General features: G+C 67.3%; 16 protein-coding genes. 9 read left to right on the top strand and 7 right to left on the bottom strand.

The features are described from left to right. Positions 1-24: 24 nt before the first annotated feature. Entirely contained in the window at positions 25-2,193 is a 2,169-nt protein-coding gene (locus B7L05_RS05605) for a primosomal protein N' (protein ID WP_085809280.1), read from the bottom strand. Between the two features lie 58 nt (positions 2,194-2,251). Between B7L05_RS05605 and B7L05_RS05610 the strand changes: the two genes are divergently transcribed. From B7L05_RS05610 to B7L05_RS05630, 5 genes are all read left to right on the top strand, one after another. Continuing rightward, complete coding sequence (locus tag B7L05_RS05610) at positions 2,252-3,136, top strand: tyrosine-type recombinase/integrase (protein WP_085809281.1); 885 nt, start codon at positions 2,252-2,254, stop codon at positions 3,134-3,136. 69 nt (positions 3,137-3,205) lie between these two features. Continuing rightward, positions 3,206-4,285, top strand: coding sequence for an alanine dehydrogenase (gene ald / locus B7L05_RS05615; RefSeq protein WP_085809282.1), 1,080 nt, complete (start codon positions 3,206-3,208; stop codon positions 4,283-4,285). A gap of 389 nt (positions 4,286-4,674) precedes the next feature. Continuing rightward, a complete protein-coding gene (locus B7L05_RS05620; protein ID WP_085809284.1) occupies positions 4,675-5,994 on the top strand; it encodes an EAL domain-containing protein in 1,320 nt (439 codons plus the stop codon). Between the two features lie 98 nt (positions 5,995-6,092). Continuing rightward, on the top strand, positions 6,093-8,390 hold the full coding sequence (locus tag B7L05_RS05625; RefSeq protein WP_179187132.1) for an ATP-binding protein: 2,298 nt from the start codon (positions 6,093-6,095) through the stop codon (positions 8,388-8,390). Positions 8,391-8,444: 54 nt separating this feature from the next. Continuing rightward, positions 8,445-8,831: a response regulator gene (locus B7L05_RS05630; protein ID WP_085809285.1), complete on the top strand. Its 387-nt coding sequence runs from the start codon at positions 8,445-8,447 to the stop codon at positions 8,829-8,831. 19 nt (positions 8,832-8,850) lie between these two features. Here B7L05_RS05630 and B7L05_RS05635 read toward each other — a convergent pair whose 3' ends face one another. Continuing rightward, the gene (locus tag B7L05_RS05635) at positions 8,851-9,789 is read right to left on the bottom strand and encodes a D-2-hydroxyacid dehydrogenase (RefSeq protein ID WP_085809286.1); all 939 of its coding nucleotides are present in this window, start codon (positions 9,787-9,789) and stop codon (positions 8,851-8,853) included. Positions 9,790-9,835: 46 nt separating this feature from the next. Here B7L05_RS05635 and B7L05_RS05640 point away from each other — a divergent pair, with 46 nt between their 5' ends. Next, a complete protein-coding gene (locus B7L05_RS05640) occupies positions 9,836-10,789 on the top strand; it encodes a M48 family metallopeptidase (protein WP_256926625.1) in 954 nt (317 codons plus the stop codon). A 7-nt stretch (positions 10,790-10,796) separates the two neighbouring features. On the opposite strand, the gene cysS is transcribed toward B7L05_RS05640, so the two are convergent. Further along, positions 10,797-12,224: a cysteine--tRNA ligase gene (gene cysS / locus B7L05_RS05645; RefSeq protein ID WP_085809289.1), complete on the bottom strand. Its 1,428-nt coding sequence runs from the start codon at positions 12,222-12,224 to the stop codon at positions 10,797-10,799. 294 nt (positions 12,225-12,518) lie between these two features. Here cysS and rpsU point away from each other — a divergent pair, with 294 nt between their 5' ends. From rpsU to B7L05_RS17585, 3 genes are all read left to right on the top strand, one after another. Beyond that, positions 12,519-12,725, top strand: a complete 207-nt coding sequence (gene rpsU / locus B7L05_RS05650; RefSeq protein WP_022686405.1) for a 30S ribosomal protein S21 — start codon at positions 12,519-12,521, stop codon at positions 12,723-12,725. A gap of 78 nt (positions 12,726-12,803) precedes the next feature. Further along, complete coding sequence (locus tag B7L05_RS05655) at positions 12,804-13,364, top strand: FKBP-type peptidyl-prolyl cis-trans isomerase (RefSeq protein WP_085809291.1); 561 nt, start codon at positions 12,804-12,806, stop codon at positions 13,362-13,364. A 272-nt stretch (positions 13,365-13,636) separates the two neighbouring features. Then, positions 13,637-13,840 (top strand): hypothetical protein, encoded by a 204-nt coding sequence (locus tag B7L05_RS17585; RefSeq protein WP_218775990.1) that lies wholly within the window; start codon positions 13,637-13,639, stop codon positions 13,838-13,840. 120 nt (positions 13,841-13,960) lie between these two features. Here B7L05_RS17585 and B7L05_RS05665 read toward each other — a convergent pair whose 3' ends face one another. The 4 genes from B7L05_RS05665 to wecB form a co-directional block, all read right to left on the bottom strand. Next, positions 13,961-14,206, bottom strand: a complete 246-nt coding sequence (locus B7L05_RS05665) for a hypothetical protein (protein ID WP_085809293.1) — start codon at positions 14,204-14,206, stop codon at positions 13,961-13,963. Between the two features lie 118 nt (positions 14,207-14,324). Continuing rightward, positions 14,325-15,104 (bottom strand): metallophosphoesterase, encoded by a 780-nt coding sequence (locus B7L05_RS05670; RefSeq protein WP_085809295.1) that lies wholly within the window; start codon positions 15,102-15,104, stop codon positions 14,325-14,327. A gap of 83 nt (positions 15,105-15,187) precedes the next feature. Next, complete coding sequence (gene wecC / locus B7L05_RS05675; protein WP_085809296.1) at positions 15,188-16,480, bottom strand: UDP-N-acetyl-D-mannosamine dehydrogenase; 1,293 nt, start codon at positions 16,478-16,480, stop codon at positions 15,188-15,190. Continuing rightward, positions 16,464-17,582 (bottom strand): non-hydrolyzing UDP-N-acetylglucosamine 2-epimerase, encoded by a 1,119-nt coding sequence (gene wecB / locus B7L05_RS05680; RefSeq protein ID WP_179187133.1) that lies wholly within the window; start codon positions 17,580-17,582, stop codon positions 16,464-16,466. The genes wecC and wecB overlap by 17 nt, the downstream gene beginning before the upstream one ends. Positions 17,583-17,649 lie beyond the last annotated feature (67 nt).

Consider the following 17,649-nt stretch of genomic DNA (forward strand, 5'->3'; position numbering starts at 1 on the left):
CTTCGCGGCGGCGGAACAGCGGCGCTAGAGGAAGCTGTAGGGATCGACGTCCACCGCGACACGTACCTTGGCGGGCCAGTTGAGCCCGCCTAGCCAGCCACGGATGACGTCCTGCACGTCGAGCGCGCGGCGCGCGTGGACGAGCAGCCGGAAGCGATGGCGACCGCGCAGCATCGCAAGCGGGGCGGGGGCGGGGCCGTAGACGTGCATGCCATCGACCTGCGGCGCGGCGCGGCCGATCGCCTGCGCGACGTCCTTCGCGCAGCCCTGATCCTCGCTCGACACGATGATCGCGGCGTAGCGGCCGAACGGCGGCGCACCGGCATCCTGCCGCGCCTCGATCTCGGCGGCGTAGAAGGCGTCGGCGTCGCCGGTAATCAGCGCCTGCATCACCTGCGCGCCGGGGCTGTGCGTCTGGATGAAGACTCGGCCCGGCTTCTCGCCGCGTCCGGCACGGCCCGATACCTGGCGGATCTGCTGGAAGGTTCGCTCGGCGGCACGCAGGTCGCCCCCCTCAAGCCCGAGATCGGCGTCGATCACGCCAACCAGTGTCAAATTGGGGAAATGATAGCCCTTGGTGACGAGCTGCGTGCCGACGACGATGTCGATCGCGCCAGCCTCCATCCGGCCGACGAACTCGGCGGCCTTGGCCGGCGACCAGATCGTGTCCGACGTGACGATCGCGACGCGCGCCTCGGGGAACAGCGCAGTCACCTCGTCGGCGATGCGCTCGACGCCCGGCCCGCACGCGACCAGGCTGTCCTCCTCGCCGCATTCGGGGCAGGCGCGCGGGATCGGCTCGATATGGCCGCAATGGTGGCACGCGAGCCGGCGCGTCAGCCGGTGCTCGACCATCCACGCGGTGCAATTGGGGCATTGGAAGCGATGGCCGCAGTGCCGGCAGAGGGTGAGCGGCGCGTAGCCGCGGCGGTTGAGGAAAAGCAGCGACTGCTCGCCGCGCGCGAGCGTCTCCTCGAGCGCGACGACGAGCGGCGGCGCGATCCACCGCCCACGATCGGGCTTGTGCTCGAGCAGGTCGATCGGCTCGATCGCAGGCAGTTCGGCCGCGCCGTACCGACCGGGCAGTTTGACTTCGGCGTAATTGCCGAGTGTGACCTGCTGGCGCGTCTCGATCGCCGGCGTCGCCGAGGCGAGGATGACCGGACATTCCTCGAACTTGCCGCGCATCACTGCGACGTCGCGCGCATGGTAATGGACGCCGTCCTCCTGCTTGAAACTCGTCTCGTGCGCCTCGTCGACGACGATAAGGCCGAGATTGGCATACGGCAGGAACAGCGCCGATCGCGCACCGACGGTGACCAGCGCCTCGCCGCTCGCGATCGCGCGCCACGCGCGGCGACGCTGGGTGGAGCGCAGGCCCGAATGCCACGCGACTGGCTCGCAACCGAAGCGATCGTGGAAGCGCTTGAGGAACGGCTCGGTCAGCGCGATTTCGGGCAGCAGCACCAGCACTTGGCGCCCGGCGCGGATCGCCTCCGCCACCGCTTCGAAATAGACCTCGGTCTTGCCCGATCCCGTCACCCCGTCGAGCAGCGTCGGCCGAAACGCGCGCGCAGCGACGTCACGGGCGAGCGTCTCGGCGGCAAGCTGCTGATCGTCGGACAGCGTCGGCGGCGCATGATCGGGATCGGGCACGGGATAGGGGCTGTCGATATCGACCTCGACCGGTTCGATCGCGCCGATCTTGCACAGGCCGCGGATGACGCCGTCAGACACGTCGGCGATCGTCGCCAGTTCGCGGATCAAGCCCTGGCGGTCGCCGATACGTTCCAGCGCCTGCGCGCGCTGCGGGGTCAGCCGATCGGGAACGAGGCCGGTCGCGCGATATTCGGTGACGACGCGCGCGCCTTCGAGCGCGGAGGTCGACGACAGCGCCATGCGCACCACCGCGGCGGGCGGCGCGAGATAGTAATCGGCGGTCCACTCGACCAGCCGGCGCAGCGCCGGGCGCAGCGGCGGCACGCTGGCGACGCCCATCAGGTTGCGCAGGCGGTTGTCGCCGACCTCCGCGTCCGACGGCAACCGCTCGGGCTCCCATACCACGCCGAGCAGCTGGCGCGGCCCGAGCGGCGCGACCACGATCGAGCCGGGCTCGACCGCCATGCCGTGTGGCACGCGATAATCGAGCGGACCGAGGGCGGAATTGAGAACGAGAACACGGGCGCGAGACATCGCACGGGCATATGGGGCGCAGGCGACTCGGAGGAAAGGCAATGGTAAACCCCGCCGCGTGGAAGATCTGCCCGACCTTTATGCTGCTCACTTGCTGCGCGATCGCCGCCGCTCGGTTCACACCGTCCGCGCCTATCGCGCCACCGCGGCGCGGCTGATCAGCTTTCTTGGTAACCACTGGGGGGGCGGCGTCGATCGCGCAGCGCTGTCGGCGACTACCGCGTCCGATCTGCGTGCCTTCTTGGCGCAACGGCGCGGCGATGGCCTGTCGAACGCGTCCGCGGCGCGCGAGCTGTCGGCGGCGCGCGATTTCCTCGGCTGGGCGAACGGAGAGGGCGGGCGGCCGGCGTTGAAGGGGCCACGCGTGCGCAAGGGCGTGCCGCGGCCGATCGCGCCGCACGAGGCGATCGCGCTCGCCGAAGAAGTCGCCGCCGGATCGCGCGTCGATTGGGTCGGCAAGCGCGACTGGGCGCTGCTGCTGCTCCTTTATGGTGCTGGTCTGCGGATCGGCGAGGCGCTCGCGCTCACCGCGTCGGTGCTGCCGCTCGGCGAGACGATCACCGTGACAGGTAAGCGCGACAAGATGCGCATCGTGCCGCTGCTGTCGCAGGTTCGCGAAACGATCGAGGCGTATGTCGCGGCGATGCCGTGGCCGCTGGCGCGCGATACCCCGCTGTTCCTCGGGCTGCGCGGGGGGCCGCTCGCGCCCGGCGTGGTGCGCGCGAGTGTGCGGACGGCGCGTGCGTCGCTTGGCCTCTCCGATCGCACGACGCCGCACGCGCTGCGCCACTCGTTCGCGACGCACCTGCTGGGGCGCGGCGCGGATCTGCGCGCGCTGCAGGAACTGCTCGGCCATGCCAGCCTCGGCTCGACCCAGATCTACACCGCGGTCGATGCGGCGCATCTGCTCGACGTCTATCGCGGCGCGCACCCGCGCGCGTGATCGGTCGCGCCCTCTGGCAAGCGCAGCACTGCGCCGCTATGTGGTTTCACCTGATACCAGGAGACAGTGATGCGCGTCGGCGTGAACAAGGAAATCAAGAATCACGAATATCGCGTCGGCCTAACCCCCGGTGCGGTGCGTGAATATGCCGCGCACGGCCATGAGGTGCTGGTCGAGACCGGCGCCGGCACTGGCATCGCCGCGGACGACGCGGCCTATGTCGCCGCTGGCGCGCGGATCGTGCCGACGGCGCAGGAGGTGTTCGCCGAGGCGCAGATGATCGTCAAGGTCAAGGAACCGCAGCCCAGCGAATGGGTACAGCTGCGCGAGGACCAGATCCTCTTCACCTATCTCCACCTCGCTCCCGATCCCGAGCAGGCGAAGGGCCTGATGGCGTCGGGCGTGACCGCCGTCGCGTATGAGACGGTAACCGACCGCTTCGGCGGGCTGCCGCTTCTCGCGCCGATGAGCGAAGTCGCCGGCCGCCTGTCGATCGAGGCGGCGGGCGCTGCGCTCAAGGCGTATAACGGCGGACGCGGCGTGCTACTCGGCGGCGTTCCAGGCGTTGCGCCGGCGCGCATCGTCGTGCTCGGCGGCGGTGTGGTCGGCACGCATGCGGCACGCATGGCGGTCGGCCTGGGCGCGGAGGTGACGATCGTCGATCGCTCGATCCCGCGGCTGCGCCAGCTCGACGAGCTGTTTCAGGGCCGCGTGCGTACGCGTGTTTCGACGCTGGAGGCGATCGAGCACGAGATCAGCGAGGCTGATGCCGTGATCGGCGCAGTGCTCATCCCCGGCGCCTCCGCGCCGAAGCTGGTGACGCGCGCAATGCTCGGTCACATGAAGCGCCGAGCGGTGCTGGTCGATGTCGCGATCGACCAGGGTGGCTGTTTCGAGACGAGCCATGCGACGACGCACGCCGACCCGACCTACGAAGTCGACGGCGTGATCCACTATTGCGTCGCGAACATGCCCGGCGCGGTGCCGCTGACGTCGAGCCACGCGCTCAACAACGCAACGCTGCCCTATGGTCTGGCGCTCGCCGACAAGGGTGTGGCGGCGTGCGACGACGATCCGGGATTGAAGGCGGGCCTGAACGTGCAGGGCGGCCGTATCGTCAACGAGGCGGTGGCCGAGAGCCTGCGCTGATCGCGGCATTCCTCACCGCTCTTCGACGGGCATTAAAAAAGCCTCGATCCGGCATGCCGGATCGGGGCTTTTTGCTGAGCCTGCTGTCGGCAGATCCGTTGGCAGCTCAAAGTGGCCCGGCCTTGCGCGCCGCCCGTCTAGCCACGGGCCGCTCGCCAAACCGGGCCTGAACTTAAACCCTTACCAGGGCTTCAGTTCGGTGCCGTAGATCAGCGCGAGAATGAAAGCGAGCATGACGAACTCCCTAGGTTTTTTAGCGCCGGTTGGCGCATATCTGAGTTAACAAGATATTTACCTTTTCGCAATCGGTTGTTCGCGCACGCCGCCGTGCCGCAGCGGGACGACGTGCTTAAGAGTATCTTCAATCTTCGCGCGCTAGCGTCGCTTCTATGTCGGTCCCAGGATCCATCGCCGTCGTCGCCGCGCCTCAGCGGCGTGCGGGCATCGCGCCGCAGAAAACCGCGGCCTATCGCCCGACGTGGCGATTCCTGGTGCTCGCGGCGATCGACAATTTCGCCGCGCTCCGGCGGCATGTCGGCTGCGCCCGCGCCGAGACCTTGGTGGGCGACGTCACCAATCGCCTCGGCGCCGCGATGCCGGGCTTGCGCTTCGCGCTGGCGGGACGCGATCTGATCGAGCTCTCGTTCGAGGGCGACTTCGCCGAGGAGGTTGATCGGACTATCGATGCGCTGCGCCGCGCGTGCGAGCCGCCATTCGACCTCGATGGCGAGCAGCATCGGCTCGAGATCGTCTTCGGCGCCGCGATCGGCCGCGCGACTCAGGTCGACGAGGTGCGGCTGATCGAGGAAGCCGAGGCCGCACTGTCGGAGGCGCGCGCACTGCAGTCGCCGGTTACGCACGACGTCACCGGACCGGGCGGGCGCGAGGCGCGCCGGCTCGTCGACGAGCTGCGCGTCGCAGTCGACGAAGATCAGTTGCTGCTCCTCTATCAGCCGAAGATCAACGTGCGACGCCAGGAGGTCTGCAGTGCGGAAGCGCTGCTTCGCTGGCGCCATCCGGAGCGTGGCCTGGTGCTACCGGGAGATTTCATCGCCGCTGCCGAAGATGGCGGGGTAATCGACCTCTTGACCTTGTGGACGATCCGCCGCGCGATCGCCGATCAGCGACGTCTGCAGGCGGGCGGCCACGATCTGCGGATCTTCATCAATATCTCCGGGCAGCTGCTCTCAGACGCCGCCTTCGTCCAGGCCGCCTGTCGGCTGGTGGCGGAGGCCGACGCCAAGCTCGGGTTCGAGGTGACCGAAACCTCGGTGATCCGCGATCCGCAATCCGCGATCGCGAACCTGCAGCGCTTCGCCGACATCGGCATCGTCATCGCGATTGATGATTACGGCGCCGGCCTGTCGAGTCTTGCCTATCTCAAGCAGCTTCCCGCGCGCGAGCTGAAGATCGACAAGCTGTTCGTCACGCAACTGACCAGTACGAATCGCGACCCGCTGATCGTTCGTTCGACGATCGATCTGGCGCACGCGCTGGAGATGGAGGTTGTTGCGGAAGGGGTAGAGACGCATGCATCGCTCGCCCTCCTCACCGTCATGGGCTGCGACATGGTGCAGGGCTTTCTGATCAGCCGACCGATCGCGATCGATGCGCTGGAAACCTTTTTGGACGAAGATCGGCACCACCAGGCGCCGCAGGACACGCGCGCTTCGTTTAATCGGCTCGCCACGGTATGGAAGCGCGGGTGAGGTCGCGCCGCCTGCGTCTGGCAGGTCTGCTAGTGATACCGCTATTGCTCGCGGCGGCCCCCGTTTCTCGCGCTGGGACGGACCAGCGCTTCGAGGCGATGACGGCGAAGATCAAAGCCCAAATGCTGGCCGATCCCAACCAGGCAATCGCCGGCGCGCGCGAGGCCCTGACGTACGGAAAGCGTGCTGGATCGCCGCAAATGGAAGCGACGGCATTGTGGCTGCTGGGCGAGGGATATAGCCGCATCGTCGAACTGGAGCGCGCCCGCCCTCTGCTTGCCTCGGCGCTGAAGCTGGTCGAAGTTGCCGCGCCCGGCTCGCAGCTGCATGCTGACATTCTCCTGTCCGAAGGCGGCGTGCTCAGCGCCGCTGGCGCGGTGGCGCGGGCGTTGGCTGATTTGCGGCAGGCTCATGACCTGTTCGTCCGCTCCGGCGACACGCGCAGTCAGGCCAAGGCGCTGATCATGATTGCGCTCGTCCACGCCAATGGCAACGACCACGAGGGAGCGCTGCGCTACTTCAGCGAGGCAATCGAGGCTTATCGCGCCGATCGCGGGCTGCTGGTGGCGATCCACAATGGTCGCGGCACGGCGCTCAAGGAACTCGGCCGCCTGCGGGAGGCGTCGATCGAGCTGGAGCGGGCTCTGGGCATCGCGCGCGAGATGAAGAGCCCGCTGCTCTACGCGCTGATCCTTAGCAACGTCGCCGACGTGCGGCTTGCGCGCCGCGACCTGCGTGCTGCCGACCGGACGATCGCGCAGGGGCTCGATCTCACCAATCGGCCTGACGCCGCGGCGTATCGGCCGATTTTTGTCGCGCTTGCAGCGCAGGCGGCGTTCGAGCGCGGGCAGATCGCGCGGGCGCGGCAGCTGATTGAGCAGCGCTTCGCCAAGACCGATCTCACCGCCACGCTGCTGCCCGATCGGCCGGCGCACGACGTCGCCTACCGCATCTATGCCGGGCTTGGGCTCAGCGATCGCGCCTTGCCGCATCTCGCCGCGTTGAAGCGGCTCGACGATCAGGCGACGGCCACCGTTCGCTCGACCGCCGCGGCGATCGCGGGCGCGCGCTTCGATTTCGCCAACCAGGAACTGCGCATCTCAGAGCTGAAAGCCGCGGACCTGCAGAAGAGCGTTGCCTTCGAACAGGCGCGTGCGCGAACCCAGCGCCTGATTTTCCTCGGCGTCGCGGGCGCGACGGCGCTGATCATTGCCCTACTCGGCTTCGGCCTTTTCACGCTGCGTCGCAGTCGCGACGCGCTCGCGGTGTCGAACACCAAGCTTGGCAAGGCGCTGGCGGCAAAGACCGAGTTCCTCGCCACGACGAGCCACGAGATCCGCACCCCGCTCAACGGCATCCTCGGCATGACGCAGGTGATGCTCGCCGATCCGAAGACCGACAGCGCGACGCGCGATCGCCTGTCGGTCGTCCACGGCGCCGGCGTGACGATGCGCGCGCTGGTTGACGACATCCTCGACGTCGCCAAGATGGAAACGGGGAGGATGACGATCGAGCAGGCGCCAGCCGACGTGCGCCGCACGATCGCGGAGGCGGCGCGGATGTGGGAGGATCAGGCACGCGCCAAGGGGCTGTCGTTCACGCTTGATCTGTCCGCCGGGCCCGACTGGGCGGTTACGGACCCGACGCGGCTACGGCAGATCGTGTTCAACCTCCTGTCGAACGCGGTGAAGTTCACCGCGGCGGGCACTATCGTCGTCCGGGGAGTGATCGACGGCGGTCGCTGGCGCCTGTCGGTGGCTGACACCGGAATCGGCATCGCCCCCGACAAGCACGAGCTGATCTTCGAGGCGTTCCGGCAAGCGGACGCCGGAACGACGCGGCAGTTCGGCGGGACGGGGCTCGGCCTGTCCATTTGCCGCAACCTGTCGCGTGCGATGGGCGGCGACGTTTCGGTGACGAGCCGCGAAGGCGAGGGAGCGACCTTCGTCCTCGATCTGCCGTACGAGGCGGTCGTCTCCCCCGATGTTGCGCCCGCCAATGACGCCGCCGGCATCCTCGTCGTCGACCGCAACCCGATCAGCCGCGCGATGTTCAAGGCGCTGTTCGGCCCCGTCGCCGGCAGCGTCACCTTTGCCGCGACGAAGGTGGAGATCGACGACGCGCTGCGCGTCGCCACGCCGCGGACGATCCTGTTCGACGATGCGACGCTGCGCGCCGGCGCCGATCCGGCCGCGTTGGTCGCCGATGTTGCTGCGCAGTACCCTCGAACGACGCTGGTCCTGCTCGGGCCAGCGCTCGACGGCGACGAGCGCGCGACGCTGGCCGCCGCCGGTATCGACCGCTTCATCGCTCGTCCGATTAGTAAAAATCTACTAGTGGATGCGGTGTTTGGCGACGAACCGAGTGAGTCATCGCTTGTGCACAAAGCGGCTTGAGACGATAATAGTGACGGCCATGAAACGAATAGCTGCTCCTGCCGGCCAACGGCGATGAACGTGCTCTTCATCGAGGACGATCGGATGAACCGCCGGGTCGTTCGCGATATGCTCGACGTGGCCGGCGCGTCGATGACCGAAGCGGAGAGTGCGGAGGAGGGGCTGCGGATCCTCGACACGCAAGATTTTGACATGCTGCTCGTCGATCTGCGCATGCCCGGCATGGACGGCATTACCGCGATCAAGCACATCCGCGCGCGCGGCGATGCCAAGGGGCGGGTGCCGATCATCGTGGTCACCGCCGATATCGCCGCGGATCTGCGCGAGCGGTGTCTCGCCGCCGGCGCGAACGACGTGATCTTCAAACCGGTGGCGATGGACAATCTGTTCGACGCGATGGGGCGCGTTCTCGCCGCCAGCGACGACGATATGCTCGCCTGATCGCGAACGACCGCGGCGATCAGTAGCCGCGGTCGAGATCGGCAACGTTCTCCATCGGCGCGCCGGCGCGGAACGCCTTCAGATTGCGCAGGAACAGCGCGGCGGCGCGCTGGAACATCTTGGTCTGGCTGCGTCCCGACAGATGCATGGTGATCATGCAATTGGGCGCCTTCCACAGCGGGTGATCCGCCGGCAGCGGCTCGGGCGCGGTCGGATCGAGGAACGCGCCGCCTATCGTGCCACCGTGCAGCGCTTCGAGCAGCGCGGCGTCGTCGATCATGTCGCCGCGCGCGATGTTGATCAGCCACGCCTCCCGCTTCATCGCGGAAAGCTCGTCGCGTCCGATCATCGCCTTCGTCTCGCCCGTGGATGGGGCGGCGAGGATCACCCAGTCATAGTCGCCAAGCGTCGCGCGCCACTTGTCCGGCGTCAGCGTGCCGTCGCTGCCCGACCGGGTAACGCCGGTCACCGTAATGCCGAAGCCTTGCAGACGCTCGCCGATCGCCCGGCCGATCGCACCGTAGCCGACGATCAGCGCGCGCGTTTCGTACAGTTCGATCTTGCCGGGCGAATCGGTGAGCCATTCCGCCCGATCGTGCGCGCGTACCACCTCGTCGAAGCGTTTTGCCGCGGCGAGCACGCCCAGCACCGCATATTCCGCCACGGCATAGGCGTTGATGCCGACACCATTGGTGACGATCGCACCCTTTTCACGCAGCACGTCGAGCGGAAACGCGTCCAGCCCGGCGAAGATCGTGGACACCCATTTGAGATTGGGGCCGGCGCAGCGAATCGCCGCGTTGACGCGCGCGGCGGTATTCATGTCGACCCAGGCGATATCGGCGTCTGCGATCATCGCGTTGGCTTCCTCCGCATTGCTGAACCAGCCGACCGACAGATCGTCAGGAAGATGCGGGGCGAGAAGCGGGCGCGCGAGCGCGGGAAGGACGGCTATCATGCGGCGACGATAGCGTGCCCGGCGACACTCGCCTATGGGCTGCTGCGTGTTTGCCGTTCTGCTGCTCGCCGCCGCGCCCGCGCCTTCCGCGGGTCTCGATGCTCCCGCGCTGGAGGCGCTGCGCGCGATCGATCTGCGGCTCGCGACGATCGCGCACCGGCTGATGATCGGCAATGTCACGCTGTGCCGTGATCGCGCCCCCGCCACTGGCCTCGTGCTTCACGCGGTCACCCAATATGACGCAGCGACAGTCGCCGCGGCGCGTGCGACCTTCGGCTTCGCGGCGCCGATCGCAGTCGAAGCCGTCGTCGCCGGTTCGGCGGCCGCACGCGTGGGTATCGCCGCGAACGATGGCATCGCTGCGCTCGGCGGGGACAAGCTCACCGCCACTGCCACGCCGCCGTCGAGCGTCGATCGCGATCGGGCGCTCGACATACTCGAGCGGGCGGACAGCCCGGTACGCGTTACCATCGATCGTGCCGGCGCGCAGCGTGCCGTCGCGATCGATGCGCCGCGGGCGTGCCGCGCCCGCTTCGAGGTGTTGCTCGGGCCGGAGATGACGGCGCAGTCGGATGGGCGCATCGTCCAGATCGGCGTGCGCTTCTTCGAACGCTATCGCGACGAAGAGGTCGCGGTGGTCGTCGCGCACGAACTGGCGCATACGATTCTGCGCCACCGCGTGCGGCTCGAGGCAGCCGGGGTGAAGGGCGGGCTGCTCGGCGAGTTCGGCCGCAACGCGCGGCTCGGCCAGCAGGCGGAAACCGAGGCTGACGAACTCGGCGTCGCACTGCTGCACAATGCGGGATACGACGTCGCGTCGGCGGCGCGCTTCTGGCGCGAGCGTGGCGGCGACATCGACGGCGGGCTGTTCCGCAGCCGCACGCATCCGGCGACGAAGCAGCGCATCGCCGCGATCGAGCGCGCCGCCGCCGCGGTACCGGCGCGCCGCCCCTATCTATCCGCGATACTCGCCGCGCGCGATCAGCCGTTCGGCAAGTAGCGGCGTCTCACAACGCGACGCGCCAGTCCCAGCCGAGCGGATCGCCGTCCATCACCTCGACGCCCTGCGCGATCAGCGTGTCGCGGATCGCATCGGAGGTTGCGAAGTCCTTCGCCTCGCGGGCCGCGCGCCGCGCCGTTAGGCTCGACTCGATTGCCGCTTCGTCGATCGCCGTGTGAGCAGGGCGGACGCGCAGATCACGCCGCGTCAGCCGGTCGAGCGGTAGCCCGAGAACCTCGGCGAAGTCCGCCAAGGCTGCCAGCCGCGTGCCCGGTGACAGCTTCTTGTCCGCCACCAGCGCGTCGAGGACCGGCAGCGCCTTGGGCGTGTTGAGATCGTCTGACACCGCCGCGTCGAGCTGCACGCGATAGGCCGTCGCGTCACCCTTCGCCGGCGCGTCGGCGCGCGCGCGCAGCCCCTCGATCGCCTGAACGAGCCGCTTCAGCCGCACCTGTGCCGCGGCAAGATTGTCCCACGAGAATTCGAGTTCACTGCGGTAATGCGCCTGAAGGCAGAGCATGCGATACGCCAAGGGGTGGAACCCGCGATCGGTCAGCGCCTTTAGCGTCAGGAACTCGCCTGAAGATTTGCTCATCTTTCCCGTGCGATCGACGAGGAAGTTGTTGTGCATCCAGAAGGCGGCGCCGCTGTCGGCGCAGCCGCAATGCGCCTGATTCTGCGCGATCTCGTTCGGATGGTGGATCTCGCGGTGATCGATGCCGCCGGTGTGGATGTCGAACGACGCGCCGAGATACTTCTGGCTCATCACCGAGCATTCGAGATGCCACCCCGGCGCGCCGCGGCCCCATGGCGAATCCCATTCCATCTGGCGATCCTCGCCCGGCGGGCTGGTGCGCCAGATCGCGAAATCCTGCGGGTGCCGTTTGCCTGCAACGGGATCGATCCGACCTTCGCCGGCATCATCTGCCGACCGGGCAAGCCGGCCGTAATCTGGCACGGTGCTGACGTCGAAGTAGAGGCCGCTCTCCAACCTGTAGCAGTGGCGCGGCTCGATCGCGGCGGCGAAATCGATCATCTCCGCCACGTGATCGGTGGCGAGCGGCAGATGCGTCGGCGCGCGAATGTTGAGGTCGTTCAGGTTCTGCTTGAAGGCATCGGTATAATGCCTTGCAATTGCCCAGATATCGCGGCCGCTACTTCTCGCCGCCGCTTCCATCTTGTCGTCGCCCGCATCCGCGTCGGATGTCAGATGGCCGACATCGGTGATGTTGATGACGTGGGTGAGCTCGAGCCCCTTCCACGTCAGGACCCGCGACAACGTGTCGGTGAAGACATAGGCGCGCAGATTGCCGACGTGCGCGTAATTGTAGACCGTCGGCCCGCAGGAATAGACGCGCGCGCCCAGCGCAGGATCGCGCGGCGAAAAGGGGCGGGACGTGCGCGAGAGACTGTCGTAGAGCATAATCGGCGTCATTTGCGAGGCTCTAGCTGGGGTGCGTGTGTATCGCAAAGGGGCTGCCCAGGCGCGAACGGGGGGGATTTGCTGCTGCGCCGCGCAGGTGAAGCTGCTGCTGGTGAAATACGACTGGCGGGGGTCGCGGTGATGGGCAAGCATTGGCGTCCCGTGTCAACGCTGCGCATCCTTAGGCGACTACGCGGGCATCGGGTTGCACTGGCGCCGGGGCGGTGTTAGGGGCCGATGGTTCACGGCGCGGGCGATCGTTCGCGGCCGCCGTTTGCCGTTCAAATTTCGGAGAAGTGTCGGTTTATGCAAATCATCGTTCGCGACAACAATGTCGATCAGGCCCTGCGTGCGCTCAAGAAGAAGCTGCAGCGTGAAGGCGTGTATCGCGAGATGAAGCTTCGCCGTCACTATGAGAAGCCGTCGGAGAAGCGCGCGCGTGAGCGTGCCGCGGCGGTTCGTCGGGCCCGCAAGCTCGACCGCAAGCGCGCGGAGCGTGACGGCGCGCGGTAAGCCGCGCCCCTACGCCTAATATCCAGCATTGGTTGCTTCTGCCGGGTGCGTCGCGCCCGGCCCTTACCGGGGATCGCCATGTCGACCGTCACCGCCGTTCCGATCGCCCCGGTAAAGCGTAGCTACGTCCTCTGGCTGATCGTCGGCATCGTCGCGGCGTTCGCCGCGGCGGCGGCGCTCGCGTTCCAGGGTGACGATTTCCTGACGCGGAACGCACGGCAGAAGGGCGTCGTGACGACGGCGTCGGGGCTGCAATATCAGGTGCTGACGCCGGGATCGGGCGCGAAGCCGACCGATAGCGATGTCGCGCTCGTGATGTACGAGGGCAAGCTGCTCGACGGCACCACCTTTGACAAGTCGCAGCAGCCGACGCCCTTTCCGGTGACGGGCGTGGTGAAGGGCTTCTCCGAAGGGCTGAAGCTGATGCCGAAGGGTGCGAAGTACCGCTTCTGGATCAAGCCCGAGCTTGGCTACGGCGCCGAGACGAAGGGGCCGATCCCCGGCAATTCGACGCTGGTGTTCGACGTCGAGCTGCTCGACTTCCTGCCCGAGGCGGTAATCCGCCAGATGCAGCAGCAGCAGATGATGGGCGGCGCGATGCCAGGTGCCGCCGGACCCGCCGCGCCCGGGGGACGCTGACCGCACTGCAACCGGCGACTGCCTCGCGCGAGTAGATTGCGCAGGGATCAAGATTTGCTAGCCTCCGGCGATCGGATCGTCGGGGGCTTTTTCATGCACTTGCTATCTACGCTGGCGGGAGTGCTGCTTCTATCCGGCGCGGCGAGCGCGCAACGGGCATTGAGCGATGGCGAGGTGGCGAACCAGTTGGGCGGCCGCTGGACCGTCGATCTGTCGACTGATCCAGGCCCTATACCAAGCCGCTAATCCTGCGCCTCGCGGCCGATGGCGCGGTGACCGGTAGCTTCTACGACAGCGATATCGAGGCCGGGCGCTGGAAGGCTGCCAACGGACGGAGCTGCGTCAGCTTCCGCACTAGCGACGGCATCGGGCCTTATCACAGTAGCGCGTGCGTCCGCGGCGACCATCTGGAAGGGCAGACGTGGGCCGAGCACCGCGCGTTTCTATTCAACTGGAGCGCGGTTCGCACGCGCTGAGCACGCGCGCCTCGTGGCGTGCAGCAATGCAAGCTGCTCTGCCGTTGCTGCCCGATCACGAACGACGCACAAAAAAATAGCGGCCCGAAGGCCGCTATTTCCTAACCAAGCTCAAAGAGCTCAGTTGCTGTCCGAATCGTCGTCCGAATCGGCGATGATCACGATGCCCGCGATCACGGCAGCAGCCGCGAGAACGGCCACGATGATGCCGCTGCCAGCAGCCTTTTCACCCTTGGCAACCGAGGTGCCCGAGCGAGCGGCCTTGGCGACCGAGAGGCTGGCGGCCGAGTTGGCCGGCGCCGCAACAGCCGGAGCAGCTGCCAGCGAGGCAGCGGCGACAGCCGCGAGATAACCACGAAGCTTCATTGCGAACTCCCTTTTTGTCCGTCGAAAAGCCTGTGGCAGAAGTTACGCTGCAACGCAACTCGTATTCCGAGGCGCGCAATTGATCTTCGCGCTGAAACAACTATCCGCCCAAGCAACATCACGCCGGAATGACGGCGCGATCAACGGTATCAAGTATCCAACGTCGATCGAGTTCCATGCCGAGTGCGGTCAGGCGACCGGTGCGGTAGGCGCCGGTATCGATACCGATTCGATTGCCGCGCAGGTCGACCGCGTCGGTGATCGTATGGCCGTGAACGACGAGCTTGGCATGGTTGGGCGCGTGATTGAGGAATGGATCGCGGATCCAGCGCAGATCGCGCGTCACCTGCCGCTCGATCGGGACGCCCGGCTGGATGCCGGCATGGACGAACAGATAATCGCCTTCGATGATGTAATCGTCGAGCGCGCGCAGGAAGGCGACGTCGGCAGCCGGCACGTCGCGCTGCATCAGCTCGACGAGCTCGGAGATCGACGCCGCGTCGATCTCCTCCAGGCCGAGCCCGTAGCTGAGTAGTGTATCGTAGCCGCCGACGCGCAGCAGCAGCCGGGCCATGTCGGCGTCTCCGTCATAGGCGCCCAGCAGGATCTCCTCATGGTTGCCCGCGAGGCAGCGCGTATCGGGCCGCTCGGCGCACAAGCTGCGCACGCGCGCGACCACGCCGGCCGATTCGGCTCCGCGATCGACAAGGTCCCCAAGAAACACGATGCCGGTCTGCGCCGGGCCGCGCGTCGCATCATCCGCCGCAATCAACGCGAGCAGATCGTCGAGCAGGTCGAGCCGGCCATGAATGTCGCCGACCGCGTAAATGCGGCGTCCCGCAGGCAGGGTGGCCTGAAACGGTTCGGGTTTGCGGCGGGACAGGAAACGCGAGAGCATGAAGTGGGCGCTACTATACGAAAGCGCGCGGCTTTACCGGCGTGCCGCCCCGCGCGCAACGCCGCGCCGATGAGGCGGGGGCGCTACACGGCGATGCGCAGCGGTGGCGCGATGCGTGGTGGCGGCTGATCCTGCCAGATACCGCGCGTGTCGAGCACCTGCTTGCCGGCGCGCTCCGCGAGTGGGACCGACCGGAAGATGTCGTGATCGACGAGGACGATCATGAGCGGGCAGCTCTCGATCGCTGTGTCGATGTCGATCAACGTCGCGCCGGTGCGCTCGAACGCGGCCGGCAGTGCCGCGGCATAGGGTTCGACGATCCGCAACCGCGAGCCGAAGCGCTCGGCCAGCGCGACCGCGACCTTCAGGGCGGGGCTCTCACGAAAATCGTCGATGTTCGCCTTGAACGCGAGGCCGAGCGCAGCGACCGGCATGCCCGGGTTGGCCTCGATCAACGCGCTGGCGCGGGCGATCACGCGATCAGTCTTGCCGTCGTTCACCTCGCGCGCGGTGCGAATCAACGGCGTGTTGCCGGGATCGGCGGCGACGAGAAACCACGGATCGACCGCGATGCAGTGGCCGCCGACACCGGGCCCAGGCTGCAGGATGTTGACGCGCGGGTGGCGGTTGGCGAGGCGGATCACCTCCCACACATCAACGCCCATCGTCTCGGCCACGAGGCTGAGTTCGTTGGCGAACGCGATGTTGACGTCGCGAAAGGCGTTCTCGGTGAGCTTAGTCATTTCCGCCGCGCGCGCGGTGGTGGTGACGCAGGCACCGCGCACGAAGCGGCGGTAGAAGGCGAGCGCCTTTCGCGCGCAGCGCGGCGTGATCCCGCCGATCACGCGATCGTTGTCGATCAGTTCGACGAGGATGCGGCCGGGCAGCACACGCTCGGGGCAATAGGCGACCGCATAGTCCGCGCCGTCGCCAAGCCCTGGCGCGCGCAGGTCGGGGCGCAGCGTGCCGAGCATATCGCGCACCTGCTCGGTCGTGCCGACGGGAGAGGTCGATTCGACGATCACCGTGTCGCCGGCCTTCAGCACCGCCGCGATGCTCGTCGCCGCCTTGAGCACATAGCCGATATTGGGTGCGTGATCGTCAGAGAACGGCGTCGGCACCGCGATGACGAACACGTCCGCGGGCTCGATAAGCATCGACGCGCGCAGCAATCCGCGGGCGACGACGCCCGAGACGAGGCCGTCGAGGTCGACTTCCTCGATATGCACCTTCCCCGAATTGACCGTCTCGACCACCGACGGGTGAACGTCGATGCCGAGCACACTGGCGCCGGTCCGCGCGATCACCGCCGCGGTGGGCAGGCCGATATAGCCGAGCCCGAGAACGACGACCTTCAATTCACCATCGGTTACCATCGGCGACGACCCTTGCGATGCGTTCGCTCGCATGGCCGTCCCCGAACGGATTGTGGGCCCGGGCCATCGCGGCGTAGGCTGCCTTGTCGTCGAGAAGGGTGAAGACTTCGGAAACGATGCGTGCCTCGTCGGTACCGATCAGCTTGGCCGTACCCGCGGCGACCCCTTCGGGCCGCTCGGTCGTGTCGCGCATCACCAGCACCGGCTTGCCGAGTGCGGGCGCTTCCTCCTGCACGCCGCCCGAATCGGTGAGTGCGAGGTGGCAAAGGCCAAGCGCGCGGATGAAATGCGGATAGTCGAGCGGCTCGATCCGCGCGACCGCTGGATGATCACCGAGGATCGCGTCCATAACGGAGACGACGTTGGGATTGGGATGCATCGGGAACAGCACCGCGACGTTGTCGCGCGCCGCAATCTGCCGGATAGCGCGCGCGATCGCGCCCATGCCGTCGCCGAAATTCTCGCGACGGTGCGTCGTGACGAGGACGATGCGGCGGCCCGACAGTCGCGCGGCGATCGCATCGAGGCCGGTGGCGAGCGACGGGTCTTCGGCGATGCGCGCGCGTGTCCAGTGCAGCGCGTCGATTACAGTGTTCCCCGTGACGTGTACGCCGTGCGTCACGTTCTCGCGGGCGAGCGCGTCGGCAGCGGTCTGCGTCGGCGCGAAGTGGAGATCGGCGATCGGCGCGACGATGCGGCGGTTCACCTCCTCGGGCCAGGGATGGTAGATGTTGCCCGAGCGGAGCCCCGCCTCGACGTGTGCGACGGGGATCTTGCGGTAATAGGCCGCGAGCGCGCCGCTCATCGCGGTCGCCGTATCGCCTTGGACGATGACGCGATCGGGTCGTTCGCGGTTGAGCACCTCGCCGATCCCCGTCAGCAGCCGCGCGGTGAGTCGATCGAGCGACTGATCTGGCTCCATCAGGTCGAGATCGATGTCGGGGACGAGCCCGGCGATCGCCAGCACCTGATCGAGCAGCCCGCGATGCTGCGCAGTGACGCAGGTGCGCACGGTGATGTGCGGCACGGCGGCAAGCGCGCTGACGACAGGAAACAATTTGATCGCCTCAGGGCGGGTACCGAAGATAACCAGAATTTTCATGCGCGACCCAATAGCGCGACTGGTTTAAGGCTCGACTAATCAATTGCAGCCATTTGGCGACTTGTCG

The sequence above is a fragment of the Sphingomonas sp. TZW2008 genome, assembly GCF_002117915.1.
Lineage (GTDB): Bacteria > Pseudomonadota > Alphaproteobacteria > Sphingomonadales > Sphingomonadaceae > Sphingomonas.